This is a genomic window from Shinella sp. (assembly GCF_052438155.1).
Taxonomy (GTDB): Bacteria; Pseudomonadota; Alphaproteobacteria; order Rhizobiales; family Rhizobiaceae; genus Shinella.
Genome location: NZ_JBQVPI010000016.1, coordinates 1 through 18,653, shown reverse-complemented (window position 1 = coordinate 18,653; position 18,653 = coordinate 1). Strand labels below are relative to the sequence as shown.

General features: G+C 64.6%; 13 protein-coding genes and 1 pseudogene. 6 read left to right on the top strand and 8 right to left on the bottom strand.

The annotated features are described in order from the left end of the window. Window positions 1-51: 51 nt before the first annotated feature. A complete protein-coding gene (locus tag ACT6VE_RS23775) occupies window positions 52-813 on the top strand; it encodes a M48 family metallopeptidase (protein WP_444800837.1) in 762 nt (253 codons plus the stop codon). A 3-nt stretch (window positions 814-816) separates the two neighbouring features. On the opposite strand, the gene ACT6VE_RS23770 is transcribed toward ACT6VE_RS23775, so the two are convergent. Further along, window positions 817-1,011: a YqaE/Pmp3 family membrane protein gene (locus tag ACT6VE_RS23770; protein WP_444800836.1), complete on the bottom strand. Its 195-nt coding sequence runs from the start codon at window positions 1,009-1,011 to the stop codon at window positions 817-819. 186 nt (window positions 1,012-1,197) lie between these two features. Between ACT6VE_RS23770 and ACT6VE_RS23765 the strand changes: the two genes are divergently transcribed. Genes ACT6VE_RS23765 through ACT6VE_RS23745 form a run of 5 tightly spaced genes read left to right on the top strand, consistent with a single transcriptional unit; the run spans window position 1,198 to window position 6,263 of the window. Continuing rightward, window positions 1,198-1,884: a phosphoribosylanthranilate isomerase gene (locus ACT6VE_RS23765; RefSeq protein ID WP_444800835.1), complete on the top strand. Its 687-nt coding sequence runs from the start codon at window positions 1,198-1,200 to the stop codon at window positions 1,882-1,884. Further along, window positions 1,881-3,101, top strand: coding sequence for a tryptophan synthase subunit beta (trpB, locus tag ACT6VE_RS23760; protein ID WP_444800834.1), 1,221 nt, complete (start codon window positions 1,881-1,883; stop codon window positions 3,099-3,101). The genes ACT6VE_RS23765 and trpB overlap by 4 nt, the downstream gene beginning before the upstream one ends. A 1-nt stretch (window position 3,102) precedes the next feature. Further along, on the top strand, window positions 3,103-3,942 hold the full coding sequence (gene trpA / locus ACT6VE_RS23755; protein ID WP_444800833.1) for a tryptophan synthase subunit alpha: 840 nt from the start codon (window positions 3,103-3,105) through the stop codon (window positions 3,940-3,942). Between the two features lie 42 nt (window positions 3,943-3,984). After that, complete coding sequence (gene accD, locus ACT6VE_RS23750) at window positions 3,985-4,896, top strand: acetyl-CoA carboxylase, carboxyltransferase subunit beta (protein ID WP_444800832.1); 912 nt, start codon at window positions 3,985-3,987, stop codon at window positions 4,894-4,896. A gap of 23 nt (window positions 4,897-4,919) precedes the next feature. Then, the gene (locus ACT6VE_RS23745; RefSeq protein ID WP_444800831.1) at window positions 4,920-6,263 is read left to right on the top strand and encodes a bifunctional folylpolyglutamate synthase/dihydrofolate synthase; all 1,344 of its coding nucleotides are present in this window, start codon (window positions 4,920-4,922) and stop codon (window positions 6,261-6,263) included. Between the two features lie 57 nt (window positions 6,264-6,320). On the opposite strand, the gene trxA is transcribed toward ACT6VE_RS23745, so the two are convergent. The 7 genes and pseudogenes from trxA to ACT6VE_RS23710 all read right to left on the bottom strand — a co-directional run bounded on the left by trxA (window position 6,321) and on the right by ACT6VE_RS23710 (window position 18,379). Further along, window positions 6,321-6,641 (bottom strand): thioredoxin, encoded by a 321-nt coding sequence (gene trxA, locus ACT6VE_RS23740; protein ID WP_444800830.1) that lies wholly within the window; start codon window positions 6,639-6,641, stop codon window positions 6,321-6,323. Between the two features lie 95 nt (window positions 6,642-6,736). Continuing rightward, complete coding sequence (addA, locus tag ACT6VE_RS23735; protein ID WP_444800829.1) at window positions 6,737-10,312, bottom strand: double-strand break repair helicase AddA; 3,576 nt, start codon at window positions 10,310-10,312, stop codon at window positions 6,737-6,739. Continuing rightward, a complete protein-coding gene (addB, locus tag ACT6VE_RS23730; protein WP_444800828.1) occupies window positions 10,305-13,484 on the bottom strand; it encodes a double-strand break repair protein AddB in 3,180 nt (1,059 codons plus the stop codon). Before addB ends, addA begins: the two co-directional genes overlap by 8 nt. Window positions 13,485-13,519: 35 nt before the next feature. Beyond that, a pseudogene (locus tag ACT6VE_RS23725) lies at window positions 13,520-13,640 on the bottom strand (endonuclease domain-containing protein); the annotation flags it as partial. A 25-nt stretch (window positions 13,641-13,665) separates the two neighbouring features. Continuing rightward, a complete protein-coding gene (locus tag ACT6VE_RS23720; protein ID WP_069060509.1) occupies window positions 13,666-14,400 on the bottom strand; it encodes a nucleotidyltransferase family protein in 735 nt (244 codons plus the stop codon). Between the two features lie 13 nt (window positions 14,401-14,413). After that, the gene (tsaE, locus tag ACT6VE_RS23715) at window positions 14,414-15,910 is read right to left on the bottom strand and encodes a tRNA (adenosine(37)-N6)-threonylcarbamoyltransferase complex ATPase subunit type 1 TsaE (protein WP_444800827.1); all 1,497 of its coding nucleotides are present in this window, start codon (window positions 15,908-15,910) and stop codon (window positions 14,414-14,416) included. A 15-nt stretch (window positions 15,911-15,925) separates the two neighbouring features. Beyond that, window positions 15,926-18,379 carry an ATP-binding protein gene (locus ACT6VE_RS23710; RefSeq protein ID WP_444800826.1) on the bottom strand — a complete coding sequence of 818 codons (2,454 nt, stop codon included), beginning with the start codon at window positions 18,377-18,379 and terminating at the stop codon, window positions 15,926-15,928. Window positions 18,380-18,653: the final 274 nt, after the last annotated feature.

The following is an 18,653-nucleotide window of genomic DNA, read 5'->3' as shown; positions in this document are numbered from 1 at the left end:
TTTTTTCGTTGGGGCGTTTCAGTCGGGGCCGAATCGGCTATGAAAGGCAGCATGTTTTCCTCGCTTCGCAAGCCGCGCAAGGCACTGAAGACGCCGCCCCCGCCGGAAAGGCGTGAGGTCGACGTCAATGGCAGGCGCCTGCCGCTCACCATAAGGCGGGATTTTCGCGCAACGCGCTTGACGCTGCGCATCGAGCCCGGCGGCAGGGCGCTGCGCATGACGGTGCCGAACGGCGTGCCGGAGCGCGATATCCGCGACTTCCTCGATCGTCATCAGGGCTGGCTGATGACCAAGCTGGCAAAGTTCCGCACGACGAACGAACTGGCGGATGGCGGCTATGTGATGATCCGCGGCGTTCCCCACCGCATAGAAGCGACCGGCCGGCTGCGCGGTCTGACGGAAGCCTTGATCATCGATGACGAGGCGGTGCTGCGCGTCGGAGGCATGGAAGAAAGCATCCCGCGCCGCATCAGCGACTTCCTGAAGAAGGAGGCGCGGCTGGAGCTGGACAGGCTCGTCGCCGTTCACGCCGGCCGCATCGATAAGAAAGTGAAGTCGCTGACATTGCGCGATACCCGCAGCCGCTGGGGTTCTTGCTCGGCCGATGGCGCGCTCAGCTTTTCCTGGCGCATCGCCATGGCGCCGCCCGGCGTGATCGACTATCTCGCGGCCCACGAAGTGGCGCATCTTCGCGAGATGAACCACAGCCCGGATTTCTGGGCGCTGTGCGAACAGCTCTGCCCGACGACGGAAGAGGCGAAACGCTGGCTGAAGCGCAACGGCAGTCTGCTGCACGCCCTGGATTTCGGCTGATACCTAGCGTCGTTCTCCCAGTGCATCCCGGATTTTCTTGTCCGTATTATACTGCCCCAGCGCGTAGACGGCCCAGATGGCGGCCGGCAGCCAGCCGATCAGCGTGATCTGCAAGATGAGGCAAATAATGCCGGCAATCGGCCGCCCGATGGTGAAAAATACGAGAAAGGGCAGAAGGATGGCAATGATGAGCCGCATGGAGGTCTCCGGTCCAAAGCAATACCAGGAAAAGTGCGGAACGCGGTTTTCCGTCGGAATTGCGTAATACAATAGTCTTCACCCCATATGGGACCGGCCCGCGGTCATGCAAGGGTGCCGGTTCCGGACGATTCGCCGCCGTCTTTCGGCTCGACTCTTCGGGAAAATCGTGCGACTTCCCTCCCCATGAAACCCAGTAAGCCACTCGACATAAAAATCTGCGGGCTGAAGACCGAGGAGGCCGTCGACAAGGCCGTTTCGCTCGGCGCCACGCATATCGGCTTCATCTTCTTTCCGAAAAGCCCGCGCAACATCGAGCCCTCGGATGCCGGGCGTCTGGCGGATCGCGTGCGCGGCCGCGTGAAGATCGTCGCCGTCACGGTCAATGCCGACAATGACGAACTCGACGAGATCGTCGACCAGCTTTCACCCGACATTCTCCAGCTGCACGGCAGCGAGACCCCGGAACGCGTGCTGAACGTCAAGGCGGTCTATGGCCTGCCTGTCATGAAGGCCTTTTCGGTGCGCGACGCGGACGATCTGAAGAAGATCGAACCCTATATCGGCATCGCCGACCGGTTCCTGTTCGATGCCAAGCCGCCTGCCGGCTCCGAACTTCCGGGCGGCAATGGCGTGTCCTTCGACTGGACGCTCATGCATTTGCTTGACGACGGCGTCGATTACATGCTTTCCGGTGGGCTGAACAAGGATAATCTCGCCGAGGCCATCCGGCTGACCGGCGCACCGGGCATCGATGCCAGTTCCGGCGTCGAAAGCGCACCGGGCGTCAAGGATCTCGGCCTGATCGAAGCGTTTTTTGAAGCGGCACGAAAAGCGGAACGCGAAACCGCCGTCGCAGGGAGAGGCAAGTGAACCAGTCACCCAACCTGAATTCGTACCGCGAAGGTCCGGACGAGGACGGCCGTTTCGGCATTTTCGGGGGCCGCTTCGTTGCCGAAACCCTGATGCCGCTGATCCTCGAACTTCAGGACGAGTGGGACAAGGCGAAGACCGATCCTGCGTTCCAGGCGGAACTGAAGGATCTCGGCGCCCACTATATCGGCCGGCCGAGCCCGCTCTATTTCGCAGAGCGCCTGACGCAGCATCTCGGCGGCGCAAAAATCTATTTCAAGCGCGAGGAGCTGAACCACACCGGTTCGCACAAGATCAACAATTGCATCGGTCAGATCCTGCTCGCCAAGCGCATGGGCAAGACGCGCATCATCGCGGAAACCGGTGCCGGCCAGCATGGCGTGGCCTCGGCCACCGTCGCTGCGCGCTTCGGCTTCCCCTGCGTCGTCTATATGGGCGCGACGGATGTCCAGCGCCAGGCACCGAACGTTTTCCGTATGAAGCTGCTCGGTGCCGAGGTGAAGCCGGTGACGGCGGGCAGTGGCACGCTGAAGGACGCCATGAACGAGGCCTTGCGTGACTGGGTCACCAATGTCGACGATACCTATTACCTGATCGGCACCGCCGCAGGCCCGCATCCCTATCCGGAGATGGTGCGCGACTTCCAGGCCGTCATCGGCACGGAAGCCCGCGAGCAGCTTTTTGCCGCCGAGGGTCGCCTGCCGGACATGGTGATCGCGGCCGTCGGCGGCGGTTCGAACGCCATCGGCATTTTCCATCCCTTCCTCGACGACAAGAGCGTGCAGATCGTCGGCGTCGAAGCCGGCGGCAAGGGTCTTGACGGCGACCTTCACTGTGCCTCGCTGACCGCCGGTTCGCCGGGCGTGCTGCATGGCAACCGCACCTACCTGCTGCAGGACGCGGACGGCCAGATCAAGGAAGGCCATTCGATTTCCGCCGGCCTCGACTATCCCGGCATCGGCCCGGAGCATGCCTGGCTGCACCAGATCGGCCGCGCCGAATATGTGCCGATCATGGACGATGAAGCGCTGGAGGCCTTCCAGCTGCTGACGAAGCTCGAGGGCATCATTCCGGCGCTCGAGCCGAGCCATGCCATCGCCGAAGTCATCAAGCGCGCGCCCAAGATGGGCAAGGACCAGATCATCCTGATGAACCTCTCCGGACGCGGCGACAAGGATATCTTCACCGTCGGCAAGATCCTCGGCATGGAGCTCTAAGATGACCGCACGCATGGACAAACGTTTTGCGGATGTCGCCGCAGAAGGCCGCCCGGCCCTCGTCACCTATTTCATGGCCGGCGACCCGGACTATACCAGCTCGCTGGAGATCATGAAGGCGCTGCCGAAGGCAGGCGCCGACGTCATCGAACTCGGCATGCCGTTTTCCGATCCGATGGCCGACGGCCCGGCGATCCAGCTGGCCGGCCAGCGCGCGCTCGCCGGCGGCCAGACGCTTGCCAAGACGATCCAGATGGCCCGCGACTTCCGCAAGCACGACGACGCGACGCCGATCGTGCTGATGGGCTATTACAACCCGATCTACATCTACGGCGTCGACCGCTTCCTCGACGAGGCGCTCGAATCCGGCATCGACGGCCTGATCGTCGTCGACCTGCCGCCGGAAATGGATGACGAACTGTGCATCCCGGCGCTCGCCAAGGGCATCAACTTCATTCGCCTGGCAACGCCGACCACCGACGAGAAGCGCCTGCCGAAGGTCCTGAAAAACACCTCCGGCTTCGTCTATTACGTCTCGATGAACGGCATCACCGGTTCGGCTCTGCCGGATCCGTCGCTCATCGGCGGCGCCGTCGGCCGCATCAAGGCGCATACGAGCCTGCCGGTTTGCGTCGGCTTCGGCGTCAAGACGGCGGAACACGCCCGCGCCATCGGTGCTTCGGCGGATGGTGTCGTCGTCGGCACCGCCATCGTCAACCAGATCGCCTCCAGCCTGACGGCGGATGGCAAGGCCAGTGCCGCCACCGTTGCCGGCGTCGAGACGCTGGTCATGAGCCTCGCATCCGGCGTACGCGCGTCGCGCCTTGCAGCGGCGGAGTAAAGTTCCCACATGGGAACCACCATTATAACGGGAGTCTAGACCGTGAACTGGATCACGAATTACGTTCGGCCGAAGATCAACTCGATGCTTGGCCGCCCCGACCGGGACGTTCCGGAAAACCTCTGGATCAAGTGCCCGGAAACCGGCGAGATGGTGTTTCACCGCGATCTCGAGGAAAACAAGTGGGTCATCCCCGCTTCGGGCTATCACATGAAGATGCCGGCCAAGGCGCGGCTCAAGGATCTGTTCGACGACGGTGTCTACGAGGCCCTGCAGCAGCCGAAGGTGGCGCAGGACCCGCTGAAGTTCCGCGATTCGAAGAAGTATACGGATCGCCTGCGCGACAGCCGCGCCAAGACCGATCTGGAAGACACCATTGTCGCCGGCGTCGGCAAGTCGCGCGGCGTCAAGCTCGTCGCGGTCGTGCATGAGTTCAACTTCATGGGCGGTTCGCTCGGCATTGCCGCAGGCGAGGCGATCATCAAGGCCTTTGAACGGGCGATCGCCGAAAAATGCCCACTCGTCATGTTCCCCGCCTCAGGCGGCGCGCGCATGCAGGAAGGCATCCTGTCGCTGATGCAGCTGCCGCGCACCACGGTGGCCGTGGAAATGCTCAAGGAAGCCGGTCTTCCCTACATCGTCGTGCTCACCAACCCGACGACCGGTGGTGTCACGGCCTCCTACGCCATGCTGGGCGATATCCACCTTGCTGAGCCGGGTGCCGAAATCTGCTTCGCCGGCAAGCGCGTCATCGAGCAGACGATCCGCGAAAAACTTCCCGAGGGCTTCCAGACGTCGGAATACCTGCTGGAACACGGCATGATCGACCTGGTCGTCAAGCGCCATGATATTCCCGACATGCTGGCCCGCCTTCTGAAAATTCTGATGAAGAAGCCGGCAGCGGCGGCATCCCCTGTCGTCGCGAACGGCGCTGTCGCCATCGCGGCGCAGTAAAAGCCCCATCACGCGAGGGCGGCATGACGATGGTAACGGCCAGCGAAGCGGCAGCGGAGATCGAGAAGCTTCTCGGTCTCCATCCCAAGGGATTCGATCTTTCGCTGGACCGCATCACGCGGCTTCTCGCAGCGCTCGGCGACCCCCATTTGAAACTGCCGCCCGTCATCCATGTGGCCGGCACCAATGGCAAGGGCTCGGTTACGGCCTTCTGCCGTTCGATCCTGGAGGCCCAGGGTTTTGGCGTCCACGTCCACACCTCGCCCCACCTCGTCAACTGGCATGAGCGTTATCGTCTCGGTGTTGCGGGCGGACGCGGCCAGTTCGTGGAAGACGCCGTTCTCGCCGATGCCGTGCGCCGCGTGGCGGAAGCCAATGGCGGGGAAAAAATCACGGTCTTCGAAATCCTGACCGCCGTCACCTTCGTCCTGTTCTCCGAGCATCCCGCGGATGTGGCGATCATCGAGGTCGGCCTGGGTGGCCGTTTCGATGCGACGAATGTCATGCCCCACCCGGCCGTCAGCGTCATCATGCCGATCTCGCTCGACCATCAGGCCTATCTGGGCGACCGTGTCGAACTGATCGCGGCGGAAAAGGCCGGCATCATGAAGCGCGGCACGCCGGTCGTCATCGGCTTCCAGACGGAAGATGCCGCCCGCGACGTGCTGATCGAGACCGCCCAGCGGCTTGGCTGCCCCTACGCCGTCTACGGCCAGGATTTCATGGCACATGAAGAATATGGCCGTCTCGTCTACCAGGACGAGTTCGGTCTGGCCGACCTGCCCTTGCCGCGCCTGCCGGGCCGTCACCAATATGGCAATGCCGCCGCGGCGATCCGCGCCGTCAAGGCGGCCGGTTTCACGATCTCCGACCATGCCCTGGAGATGGGCCTTGTCCGCGTCGAATGGCCGGGCCGCCTGCAACGGCTGACCGACGGCGCGCTCTTGCGGCTTGCGCCGCGCGGCAGCGAAATCTGGGTCGATGGCGGGCATAATCCCGGTGCCGGCCAGGTGATTGCCGAAACCATGGCGAATTTCGAGGAGCGCGAGGCGCGCCCGCTTTTCCTCATCACCGGCATGATCAATACGAAGGACCCGATCGGCTATTTCGAACCCTTCGGCGGGCTGGCCGAACGGGTCTTCACCGTGCCGATCCGCGGCTCGGATGCGGGGCTCGATCCGGTGGCGCTTGCCGAGGATGCCGCCCGCGCCGGCCTCGAAGCAGCACCCCTCCTGACGGTGGCCGATGCGCTTGCCGAAATCGGCCACATCACCGAGGAAGATTCCGTGCCGCCGCGCATCCTGATCGGCGGCTCGCTCTACCTCGTCGGTGATGTTCTCGCCGACAACGGCACGCCGCCCACCTGAACGACAAAAAGCCCGGCGGGAAAGCCGGGCTTTTTCTTTAAAACAGTCGTCAGCCGATCAGGCGGCGCTGGAAATCCACGAGGCGAGGGCCGTCTTCGGCGCTGCGCCGACCTTGATATCGGCCACTTCACCGCCCTTGAACATGGCGAGCGTCGGAATCGAGCGCACACCGAACTTGGCGGCGAGTTCCGGGTTCTCGTCGATGTTCAGCTTGGCGACCTTCACCTTGCCGGCCAGTTCGGTGGCGATTTCCTCAAGCGCAGGCGCGATCATCTTGCACGGGCCGCACCATTCGGCCCAGAAATCGACAACGACCGGCTCGACGGAATTCAGCACTTCAGCCTCGAAATTGGACTGATCGACTTTAACGGTAGCCATGAGGCTCTCCTTGAAGGGTGATTGTTGCACAGGATGTGATGTTTCCGACCTGCGGTTTCAAGCCCGGCCGACGGTGGATTGTTCCGCCCGGTATCTCACTTTGACGTGAGTTCGGCAAGGCTCGCCTCCAAGACCCCGGCCTCCAGCCAATAGGTTTTCGCCGCTTCCGTGTAGATCAGTCCGCAGCGGATTTCCCGGCCGGGATAGAGCGGTCCGAGGATCGCGCGGTAGATCGCCAGCTGCGCGCGGTGTTCGAAGGGAATCGCCTCCGCCGATGCCGGCGGCACCCGGTTCGTCTTGAAGTCGACGATCTCCACCGCCGTTTCGCTGACGGCCATGCGGTCGATCCGACCCGATACCGCGTAGTCACGGCTGCCCAGCGCCAATGTGCCCATGATCGACACTTCCGCTCGCGCCGCAGGGGAAAAGATCGTCGCCAGGCTTCCATCGTCGATCACCGCCAGCGCCGCCGCAACAAGCGAGGCCCGCGCCGCCGCCGGCCAGTTCGCGGCGGCCCGTTCGAGATAACGCCGCGCCGCTTCCGGCCGTTCGTCCGGCTCGAAGGACGGCAGGACTTGCAGGAACCGATGCAGGATGCGCCCGCGCTCCAGCGCTAGCCCCGTATCCGGACCGGCGCTGCCCCGCCGCGCAAACAGCGCCGAGGGCACCAGCAGATCGGCTGCATCCGTCTCGATCACTGCTGCGGCACCGGATGGGCTCAGCGGCCGCGGCAAGGCTTTCTGCACCGGCAGGGGTTTGCCGAGCGCTTCGGGCAGGATGGTTCTGGTCTTCTCCTCGACGGAGGCCGCGACGACATCGCCGACTGCCGCCGCGCCGGCCTCACGCCAGGCCAGGCCCTGCCAGCTCTCGCCCGCCGTTGAAAAGGTTGTCTCGACCGCGCGTTCGCTATCGGATGACAGCGCCGTCGCGATCATCGGATGCCAGGTATCCTTGTTCTCCTGCCGCCCGCGATAGCCGCAAACCACCAACCGGTCCGCAGCACGCGTCATCGCCACATAGAGCAGCCGGCGGTATTCCTCTTCGGCACCGGCCTTTATGCGCTCCGCATCGGCCCCGGTCAGCGCATTGCCGAAATCCTTCAGCGGCAGCCAGGCCGGCAGACCACCGGCGAGGTTTGGTGCCGAAAGGAAGCGCAAGGTCGGCATATGGCTGTGGCTGAAGGCCTTTGCCCCGCCATCGACGAGGAACACCACCGGCGCCTCCAGCCCTTTTGCCGCGTGCACGGTCATTATGCGGATTTCGCCGCGCGCCTTGTCCTGCTCGCGCTTGACCGTCGGCGCCTCCAGCTCCAGCGTGGAAACGAAGGCTTGAAGGCCGGGCAGGCCGTTTTCCTCCTGCTCCAGCGCGAAGGTGAGGAATTCGTCGATGATCTCGCCGGCTTCCGTGCCGAGCCGCGCAAGAAACGCCCGCCGCCCGCCGCCTGCACCCAGGATGCGGGCATAAAAATCATGCACCGACTGGCCGCGCGCATCATGGACAAGGTTTTCCAGCCGCCGAACGATGGAAAAAAGCGTGACATCCTCTTCCCCTGCCACGCGCAACCGCGCCCAGAGGCCTTCCTTTTCGCCGCGCCGCGCCGCCAGTTCGAACAGCGCGTCCTCGCCGACGCCGAACAGCGGGCTTTTCAACAGTGCCGCCAGGGAAAGATCGTCCTCCGGCAGCACGGCAAAGCGGCCGAGCGCCATCAGGTCCTGCACGGCGATATGTTTTGTCAACACCAGCCGGTCGGCACCGGCGACGGGTAGGTTGTGCCGCTGCTTCAGGGTGCGGGTCAGCGCATTGACGAAGGCGTCGCGCTTGCGCACCAGCACGATGACGTCGCCGGCGGCCATCAGCCGCGCCTTGCCCTTTTCCGTCACGGTCTCGCGGCCGATCCAGCCCGCCAGCGTGTCGGCGATGCGCCGCGCCAGCACGTTGATCGGTGCCTCTTCGGCCACGGCATCGAAGGGTGCCGTCCAGTCGTCCTCGTCCAGCCCGGGTGGTGCGGCGATCACCTCCCAGATATCGACGGCCCCCGGCTCGCGCCCGCGATTGGAGGCATGCACGATCTCCCCGCCATCCGGCGACAGCCCGCGCGCATTGCCGGCGTCAAGAAAGACCCGGTCAACGGCCGACAGCACGTCGCGTGTCGAGCGGAAGGAGAGCAGCAGGCGGATCGGGCTGAAGGCGGTGTCCGCCGCCCGCGTGCGTCGCGAAACCTCGCGGCCTTCCTCGGCAAAGCGTTCCGGCCGCGCGCCCTGGAAGGAGTAGATCGACTGTTTCTCGTCGCCCACGGCGAAGATCGTGCGCCCCGTGATACGCGCCGTTTCGCCGGCAAAGAAATCATCGGTCAAGGCTTTTACGATCTGCCATTGCCGCGGACTGGTGTCCTGTGCTTCGTCGACGAGGATGTGGCCGATGCCCTGGTCGAGCTTGTAGTGCACCCAGGCGCTCACCCGGTCACGGGTCAAAAGCGCCGCCGTCCGGTCGATCAGGTCGTCGAAATCGAGCAGGCTGCGGGCCCGCTTCAAATCCTCATAGTCGCCGATCAGCCGCTCCGCGATGACAAGGGCTGCCGATGTCGCCTCATACATGCGAAAGCGCCGCAGCCGGTCGTCGCAGGCCGTGATATGCGCCTGCGCGGCCAGCAGCGCCTCTTCCAGATAGGGCGCGCTGTCGCGAACTTTCTTGGAGAAGAACGAGCGATCCAGGCTGCGCGGCGCGCCTGCGCCGGTGAAGAACAGATCGTAGAGTGCCGCCCGCCGCGCCTCGGCATCCGTCAGCTTTATCAGACCGCGCAAACCGGCAGCGGACGCCTTCACCGTCTCGCTACCAAGATTTTCGGCGGCGACGAGGTAGGATTCAAGCGTGACACCCTGCAAGCCATCGAGCGGCCAGAACGACGCCAGAATGTCCTCCGCCGTCTCGCTGGGATCGAGCCCGGTTTCCCGGCGCAGCACGACATCGGCGCCGCCGGCTTTCGTCGCGCCTTCAAGAAACTCCCGGATCGGCCCGCGGCGCGCGACGATGTCGGAGATCAGCCGCTCGAGCCCGGTATCGTCGGCAATGTCGAGCACGGTGGCGAAGGCGTCGGTCAGCGCCGCGTCGTCCTCGCTCGTCGTTGCCGTCAGCAGCGTGCGGCGGGCATCTGCCAGAAGCACCGCTGCCGCCCGGTCATCGAGCACGGAAAAATGACCGGCTACATTGGCTTCCAGCGGAAACTGGTGCAGCAGCGCCTCGCAGAAGGCGTGGATGGTCTGGATCTTGAGGCCGCCCGGCGTTTCGAGCGCCCGGGCAAACAGGCGGCGCGCGTCGGCGAGCTTGAGGAGGTCCGGCCGCTTGCCCTCGACGGAGGCCACGCGCTCGGACAGTTCCGCGTCGGAGAGTGTCGCCCAATCGGCGAGCCGCTCGAAGACGCGGTTCGACATTTCGGAGGCTGCTGCCTTGGTATAGGTCAGGCAGAGGATGGCCGATGGCCGGCAGCCGGCGAGCAGCAGCCGGATGACACGCTGGGTCAGGACGTGCGTCTTGCCCGAGCCGGCATTGGCCGAAACCCAGGCCGAGCGGTCGGGATCCGACGCCGTCGCCTGTTTCTGTGACGTCCAGCTCAGCCAGGTGGCCGGATCGGCGGAGGCAGGCCGATCGTCCTTGGGAACACCGTCCTCAAGCATCCTCGGTCTCCCCGCCATTTTCCGCCGACGACCATTCGGCGACCCGCGCCAAATGGTCGTATTCGCTGCCATAGTCGCGTTCCTGCTCCGGAATGAGCCGGGAGGCGAAGCCGTAGCGCCCCTCGATCAGCCCGGTCAGCAGCTTTTCTAGTTCCGCCAGGGAATCCTCACCGAGGTCGGCCGCGGATTTCGGTATCGTGCCAGCGGATTTGGCGTGTTCGTTGTTGACCTGTTCGGCCTTGAACCGCTCACCCGGCTTGAGGCGCACATAAAGAAGGTTTGCCGGCTCACGGATGCCCGGCCCGCGGAAGGCGCCGCGCTTGAGTGCCGCCGCTTCCAGTGCCAGCTGTGGATCGAGCAGCGCCCGTGCCACCTTGAGCGAGGGTGTGCTGCCGGTCTTATAGTCGAGAATATCGGCGCTGCCATCTGGCAGGATGTCGATCCGATCGGCAATGCCGGTCAGCCGGATACCGGCGACGCCGAGATCGAGCGAGGCCGGAACTTCCGTCAGGCTTTCGCGCACGCCGCTGGCCCGTTCGAGATGCCATGTCACGAAGGCGCGGGCGACCGCGGCAAACCGCGGGCGCCAGACGGCATCGATATGCGGCGGCAGCGCGACCGCATTAAATTCCTCGTTCAGGATGCGGGCGACGATGGTGTGGGGCTCGCCCGTTGCCTCCTCCCGCACGAAACGATCGACGATGCGGTGGTAGAGCGAGCCGCGCTCGGCCGGCCCCGGATCGAGGTTGAACGGTGCGATCGGATCGAGACGCAGGATATGCCGGGCATAGATCGCGTAAGGATCGCGCCGCAGGCGGCCAATCTGGCTGAAGGAGTATTTTTTCGGCTGCAGCTCGGCGGGTGGTCGCGGTGCCGGGCGCGTGGCATTCGCCACGTTGGGTCCCTTGTCGAGCTGGTTTGCCCAGTCGATGAAGTCCTTGCCGCGCAGGCGCAGATCGGCCGCCAGAACCGGACCACCGACGGCGATGAGCCGTTGCAGCCAGCGCGAGGCGACGGTCGGTGCCGTGCCGTTGCGCAGCGCCCGGGTCAGGATCAGTTTGGGGGTCGCGGCCGCCATCTGCAAATCATGGCCCAGCTGGCCGATCCGCCGTTCCGGCGGCTCCAGGCCGATTTCCACCTTCATGATGCGCGACAGGAAGGCGTCGTTCGTCGCCTGTCCCGGCCAGGTGCCCTCGTTCAACCCGCCGATCACGACGGTATCGACGCTCTGCAGGCGCGATTCGAGCGCGCCGAAAATGAAGACACGGGGGTGGCGCATGGAGCGCGGCTTGACGCTTTCGCTCGCTGCGAGCGCCTCGATGATGTCGCACCATTGCGGCCCGTCCGCCTCGATCTGCCCGTCCGTCTCCATCACGCTCTTCAGCAGGTTGGCAAGGGCGTCGCCCGCTTCGCCGGACCAGAGCGCAGCAAGATCGCCGCGTTCATCCACCGCCACCGTCTCCAGTGCGCGGCCGGTCCGCTCGGACCAGTCGGAAACGGTGAGTTTCGACGAAAAGCGACGCCCGGTGCGGCTCTGCTGCACGAGCACGCCGGCCAGCGGCTCGACGGCGTCAGCGACGCGGCGTGCAAGATCACGGGCAAGCGGGATAGCCTGCTCCGGCAGGGCCGTGCGCCAGACGGGCGGATGGCGGTCGTCCGCCTGGCGCTCCAGAGCGGCGTCGAGCAGGGGTTCGAGCGTGGAAATGTCGATCTCGGCCGTGCCGCCGCGCAGCGCCGTCAACTCCAGCGCAGTGACGGCGTCGCTGAGGTCGGCGGTAGGCAAGCCAAAGCGGGCGAGCGGGTGTTTTAGAAGTGCGACGAGCGGCACCGGATCGCCGGGACGCAACGCCGACTCCACCAGAAGCCGCAGAAGCGTGCCCTGTGGCGTGGACAGGAGCGGCGTGCCGGCGGAATCGTCCGCCTCGATGCCGAATCGCGCAAGCTCCGCCGCCACCCGCCGCCCGAGCTTGCGATCGGGTGTGATCAGCGCGGCCTGGGCATCTTCGCCATCCTCCAGCGCAAGACGCAGCGCAATGGCGATCGCCAGCGCCTCCTCGCGTTCATTGGCCGCCTCGACGAGCGAGACGTCACGGAAAGCGTCCGCCAGTCGTTCGACATCGAGCGCGCCGCGAACGTCGCCCCAGCTCGCCGTCGCCTGTGTCGGCAGGAAGGCACTTGAGAGGACTTTTGAACGGTATTCCAACGCTTCGGGGGGCGTGCCGAGCGGGTCGACATCGTTGCGAGTGCAGCCCATGCGGGCGAGCAGGCGATAAAGGCCATATTGCGGATGGCTGCGGGCGGCTGCATCCGGTTTCTGCGCGCCAGCCGCACCGCCCTGATGGCCGACGAGCAGCCATTCGGCATCGGACATGAAACGGTCGAGCCCCGGCAGGATGACGACGCCGTTCGGCAGTTCCGCTACGGCGGCGATAAGACCGGCCGTCGCGGGAATGGAACCGGTCGAGCCGGCGATGATGACGGGGCCTGCGGGCGGTGCGTGCCTGTAGCGCTCGGTTTCGGCATGCAGCGTCGCATTGCGCCTCAGCGATGGCGAGGAGCGGTTGAGCTCGGTCAGCCGCGCCGGCCAATATTCGCTGGCGATCTTCAAAAATTCGGCGGTCAGCTGCCACCAGAGCGCATGGTTGGACACATCGAGATTGTCGAGCGCCAGCCAATCCAGCTCCTCCGTCTCCATCGCGTCGATGATGTCGGCGAGGTTGCGGGCAAGCCAGACGGCATCGGCCGGGCTCGCCGGCGCCACCAGCGGGCTTTCGGCATGCACGGCGGTGACAGCGGCCGGCAGGCGGTTGCGCCAGGCCAGCACGAGGCGGGCGAGTTCGATAAGCCGCGTCGGCCCGGAAAGCGGTTCCGCCATGTCGAGCAGCGCCGGCGTGACGTCATCGAAGAAGCCGCTGTCGTCGTCGGTCTCGCCGAGCGCCCGGATGACCGGCAGAATCGCCGAGCGCCCGCCGAGAAGATCGACGAATTCCGAGCGCAGCACGCGGGCGGAGCGCCGGGTCGGCACATAGACCGTCACGTCGGCCAGCGCCAGCGGATCGGCCGGATCGTAGGTAAAGCCGGGAACAAGTTGGCCGTCGATGAGGGTCGAGGCCACCGTCTTCAGAAAGGGCAGGCTCGCCGGAATGGAGTAGATGCGACCGCGTTCCGTCATGGCAGTTCTCCAGGAGGCGCGATCGCAGTGCGAGACGCCCCCTCATCCGCCTGCCGGCACCTTCTCCCCGCGGGGGAGAAGGAAAAAACCGCAAACGTCTCGTTTCCCCTTCTCCCCCGTGGGGAGAAGGTGGCCCGTAGGGTCGGATGAGGGGGAGACCCCTCATGCCTTTCGGTGAATGTCACGCCGCCGCCTCGCGGAAGGCGCCGATCACGGCCTCCGCAGCACCGATCGCGTCCGGCGTGCCGACGGTGATCCAGTGGCCTTCCAGCATGATGCCGTACAGCCGGCCCTTTTCGATCGCCCGGTCGAAATAGATGTTGAGGTTGAAGGCATCGTCGGGCGCGTCATCCAGCAGACCAGGCATCATGGCGATGGCACCGGCATAAACGTACGGCGTACCGTCGCCGTCCTTGTAGCGCTTGAGGTGCCCCGCCGCGTCCATGGAAAAATCCTTCTTGCCATTGTGGCCGGTCGTGTCCTCCAGCTTTACACAAAGCAGCAACATGTCCATGCGGTCAGGATCGAAGGCCTCGGCCAGCCGGGCGAGATTGCTCGGCCGCCCGGGCGTCTCGCCGATCCAGAACAGGTCGGCATTCATCACGAGCACAGGATCCCGGCCAAGCAGCTTCAAGCCCTTGGCGAGCCCGCCGCCCGAATTCATCAGGCCGTCGGTTTCGTCGGAGAGAATAATCGCTGGTTCCGTGCGCGTTGCGAGATGGGCTTTCATCTGGTCGGCGAAGTGATGAATGTTGACGACGGCACGCTTCACGCCCGCCTCTGCCAGCGCATCGAGCCCATAGTCGATCATCGCCTTTCCGGCGATCGGCACCAGCGGCTTCGGCATCGTATCGGTGATGGGGCGCAGGCGCGTTCCAAGGCCGGCGGCCAGCACCATGGCGTCTTCGATTGTCATCGGATACTCGCGCTTATGATTCGGTCGCGAGGATTCCAGCCTTTTCGCACCAGTCGCGCAAGGGGGCGAGGTCGGGATGGCCGAGCGCACGCGTAAGATTGCGGAAGGTGCGCGGCATATGGCGCATATAGGCGGGCTTGCCGTCGCGCTGCATCAGCCGCACCCACAGGCCAATGAGCTTGCAGTTGCGCTGTGCCGCCATGACATGCCAGTCGCGCAGGAAGCGTTCGCGATCGAAACCGGCGTCTTTGCCACGCAGATCAAGATAGTGGTCGAGCACATCGTCGGCCACGCCGTCCGGCACGTCGACACGGGCATCCTGCACCAGCGAGGCGACGTCATAGGCGGATGGCCCGATCATCGCATCCTGGAAGTCGATGATGCCGACCCGGTCGGTGCCGGTCGCCTCCGGGCGCCAGATGATGTTCGGCGAATGGAAGTCGCGCAGCAGCAGATTGTGTTCCGCTTCCGCGAGGCTTTCGATCAGCGCGTCCCAGATCGCGATATAGTCGCGCCGTTCTTCGTCGCTTGCCGGCGTTCCCCGCTTCCAGGGCAGATACCAGTCGGTGATGAGGCTCACTTCGATCTGCATGGCGTCACGGTCGAAATCCGGCACGCGGTGGGCGATGCCATCAGAGACGGGCAGATCACGCGCAAAAACCTGCCCGTGCATGCGCGCAAGGCAGGCGGCACTTTCGCGGTAGCGCTCAGTGATCGGCACGCCATCGGCGTCGAGGACACCCTCGCTGCCGAGGTCTTCGATCAGCAGGATACCTTGGTCGATGTCCATGTCGTAGATGGCAGGCGCACGAAGGCCGCGGGAGACGAGGTATCTGCCGATCGCGATGAACGGCCGCACATCTTCGGCGATATGCGCGATCTGCTGGTAGTATTTGCCGTTGGCGAGGATCGGCCCCGGTATGTGCCGCGGCGAATCCATCAGGACGAGGCGCTTTTCACCCGTGTAGACATGCTCGTAGGCACGAACGGACGCATCGCCCGTCAGGTGCCGCCGTGTAGCATTCTCATAGCCGGCATTGTCGAGGAAGGCGCGGATCGCCAGCGAGCGCCGAATCCGGGTAAGTGCTGCCGGCGGCCCGTCGATCTCGACGCGGCGGCCGTCACCCTCGTGCACGAAGCGCAGCGTGATCCCGTCCGTCGGTAGCGCGCCAGCACCCTTCTCCGGCCATTCGACGAGGCAGATACCGTCGGAAAGCGCTTCATCGAACCCAAGTTCGTCGATCTCGGCAGCATCCGCAATACGATAAAGGTCGAAATGCGCGACGGGGATGCGCAGCTCATAGCTCTGCACGAGCGTGAAGGTCGGGCTCGGCACTTCCAGCAGGGCATCGTCCGCGATGGCACGGATCACGGCGCGGGCAAAGGTCGACTTGCCAGCGCCGAGATCGCCATAGAGCGCAACATAGTCGCCGCGCTTCAGCGCGAGCGCCATGTCCTCGCCGAAGCGGATGGTTGCGGCGTCGTCGGCGAGAAAGATGTCGAGCGACATGGCGGTCCTTCGGGCCTATTCCGCCGCTGCAAACGACGTCATCGTCGCGGAGGGCAGGCGGACGGCGACATCCGTGCCGCGACCCTCGTGGCTATCGATCGTGACGGTGCCGTGATGCAGGCTGACGAAGCTTTCGACGATGGAGAGACCCAGGCCCGCGCCGCCATGGCGGCCGTGGCTCTCGAAGCGATCGAACACCGTCTTCAACACGTCCTGCGGAATGCCCGGCCCGCGGTCGGAAACGGTGAAGACGAGGTCGCTACCCTCGCGCCAGCATCGGAGCCCGATGGAGGTGCCCTCCGGCGCAAAATTCGCGGCATTGCTCAGCAGCTTGATGAGGATCTGCTTCAGGCGCTGCTGGTCGGCGACGATGGTGCCGAGATTGTCCGGCGCGGTGATTTCCAGCGTTACCTGCGCGTCGTGCAGGCGATCGGAAAATTGCATCGACACGTCGTCGAGCAGGTCCGTCAGGTTGATCTCGCTGTAGTCGAGTTCCATGATGCCGGCATCGACGGTGGCAAGGTCGAGAATGTCGTTGACGATCGTCAAGAGTACGGCCGAGGAGGTCGCGATGTGGTCGACATACTCCGATTGCCGGTCGTTGAGTTCGCCCATGGTTGGCGTCTTCAGAAGGTCTGCAAAGCCGATGATATTGGTCAGCGGCGAGCGCAGCTCGTAGGAGACATGCTGGACGAAATCGTTCTTCAGCGCGTCGGCCTTGCGCAGCGCATCGTTCTTTTCCGTCAGCGCGCGGCTGACGCGCACGCTGTCGGTGACGTTGACGAAGGTCAGCATCGTCTGGGCGTTGGACAGCGGAATGACGGCGAAGTCGAGAATCAGGCCGGTGCGCAGCTCCAGCACGCCCTGGCATGAGGGGCGCTCGTCGTCGAAGCTGGTAATGATATGCGCAAAGCGCTTCCAGCCATCCGGCTTGTCGTAGGAGACCGCACAGGCCTGCTCGATGGCGCGGATATGGGTGCCGGATTTCACCTCGGCCTCGCTGATGCCCCAAAGCGCGCGGAAGGCCGGATTGGACAACCGGATGCGCCCATCCGGGCTGAACACCGCCACACCTTCGGCGAGATGGTCGATGGTCTCGTCCTGCACCTGCACCAGCGTGTTGTAGCGGATTTCGAGGTCGACTTTTTCGGTCAGGTTCTCGAAGACCCAGGTGGCGCCGCCCTGTGGGCGCGCGGTCGCGAAGACGCGCAGCGTCTGGCCGTTCGGCAGATGCCAGAGGTCGATCTGGGTTTCGATCGCGCGGTAGACGGAAAGTGCCGCGTCCTTCCACTGTTTCCAGTTCAGCTGTTCCGGCAGCTTGCCGCCGGCACGCAACTTGTCGAACAGTTCGCCATTGCCCGGCTTGCTTTCGAGGAAGGCCGTCTCGATCTCCCACATATGCTGGAAGGCCTGGTTGTAGAATTGCAGGCGCTGTTCGCCGTCGAAGATCGCGACGGGTGTCGCCAGATGGTCGAGCGTCTCGGCATGGCTTTTTAGCGTGCGCACAAGTTCCTCGCGCACGGCCTCGATATCGGAAACGTTGACGGCGATGCCGGCCGAGCCCGTTGCGCTCTTAGCATCGACGACGTCGAAGAAGCTGCGATTGCCATGCACGACGGTCGAGATCTTGTCGCGGAAGGGCGCATCATAGGTGCTGGCGGCGCGGATTTTTTCGCGCGCGATGGTCGGCAGCAGTTCGCGTCCCTCGTGGACGGCGCTGGCGGCATCCTTGGCCTCGACGGCCTCGGCATAGGCCTCGTTGACCCAGGCAAGCGAACCATCGCCGGCGCGCTGCCAGACGGGAAGGTCGATCTGGTCGAGCAGGCCCTGCAGCGTGGTAAGCGCCTGAACCAGCCGGGCGCGCTCGAGCTTCAGCTCGGCTGCCTCGGCACGAAGATTGTTGAGGGCGACGAAACGCACGAAAGCCTGTCCGCCGGACACACGGCCCTGCGCTTCGATGACCTCGTCGCGCGAAGTCTCGATGATGAGGTCAAAACTCTGCGCCTGCGAGCGCAGCCGCTCCACGGCGCGTTCGATATCTGCGGCGGAATTGGGTTTCAGCCAGCGGCCGAAGGCCAGGAAGTCGCGGTCGGCCTGTGGTGCGCCGGTTTCCGCCGGCAGCTGGCCGAGGAATTCCGGCTTGTCGGAAAGGCCGTCCCACACGACGATGCGGCGGTCCTTGTCGCCGATCAGCGCCTGGAGGCGGGAAACATTGTGGCGTGCATCGGACAGATGCGCCTTCATCTCGCGGCTCTCCGCTTCCATGCGGCCGCGCTGGCGGATCATCCAGATGGCAGAAACCATCGCCGCCGACATCACGCCGAGCAACATGGAAATGGTGACGATTTCGGTCGTGGCGAGATAGGGACCAGCGGCATGGGCCGGGCCGGCAACAGATGCCAGCGCAGAACCGGCCGCCAGGATCGAAACGAGACGGCGCCTGCCGTTCGTAAACCATCTGTTAACCATAAATTTTTGTAGCGCAAACGAATGCGCCATGTCCCGTTCCGGCATGGCAAAAGCCTGCCTGGAACGGCCTCGTTTCAATTCCGACATCATCCCCGGTATGTCTCCGTCCGTTTGCCGCCTGATCGACAAGACATCCCATCCGGCGCGTAAGGTCCGCATCTCAACGCCGAATCAATTGCTTAACGATACTTGTTTACCGAATCGTCGGGAAGGGACGGGCCCAAAAAAGAGGCGGGGCGCGTGTGTGAAGCGCGCCCCCACGAGTTGTTTTGGT

Coding starts and splice junctions, on each gene's coding strand:
- ACT6VE_RS23775 (WP_444800837.1), top strand. CDS start 52: ATGTTTTCCTCGCTTCGCAAGCCGCGCAAGGCACTGAAGACGCCGCCC.
- ACT6VE_RS23770 (WP_444800836.1), bottom strand. CDS start 1,011: ATGCGGCTCATCATTGCCATCCTTCTGCCCTTTCTCGTATTTTTCACC.
- ACT6VE_RS23765 (WP_444800835.1), top strand. CDS start 1,198: ATGAAACCCAGTAAGCCACTCGACATAAAAATCTGCGGGCTGAAGACC.
- trpA (WP_444800833.1), top strand. CDS start 3,103: ATGACCGCACGCATGGACAAACGTTTTGCGGATGTCGCCGCAGAAGGC.
- ACT6VE_RS23745 (WP_444800831.1), top strand. CDS start 4,920: ATGACGATGGTAACGGCCAGCGAAGCGGCAGCGGAGATCGAGAAGCTT.
- trxA (WP_444800830.1), bottom strand. CDS start 6,641: ATGGCTACCGTTAAAGTCGATCAGTCCAATTTCGAGGCTGAAGTGCTG.
- addA (WP_444800829.1), bottom strand. CDS start 10,312: ATGCTTGAGGACGGTGTTCCCAAGGACGATCGGCCTGCCTCCGCCGAT.
- addB (WP_444800828.1), bottom strand. CDS start 13,484: ATGACGGAACGCGGTCGCATCTACTCCATTCCGGCGAGCCTGCCCTTT.
- ACT6VE_RS23720 (WP_069060509.1), bottom strand. CDS start 14,400: ATGACAATCGAAGACGCCATGGTGCTGGCCGCCGGCCTTGGAACGCGC.
- tsaE (WP_444800827.1), bottom strand. CDS start 15,910: ATGTCGCTCGACATCTTTCTCGCCGACGACGCCGCAACCATCCGCTTC.
- ACT6VE_RS23710 (WP_444800826.1), bottom strand. CDS start 18,379: ATGGTTAACAGATGGTTTACGAACGGCAGGCGCCGTCTCGTTTCGATC.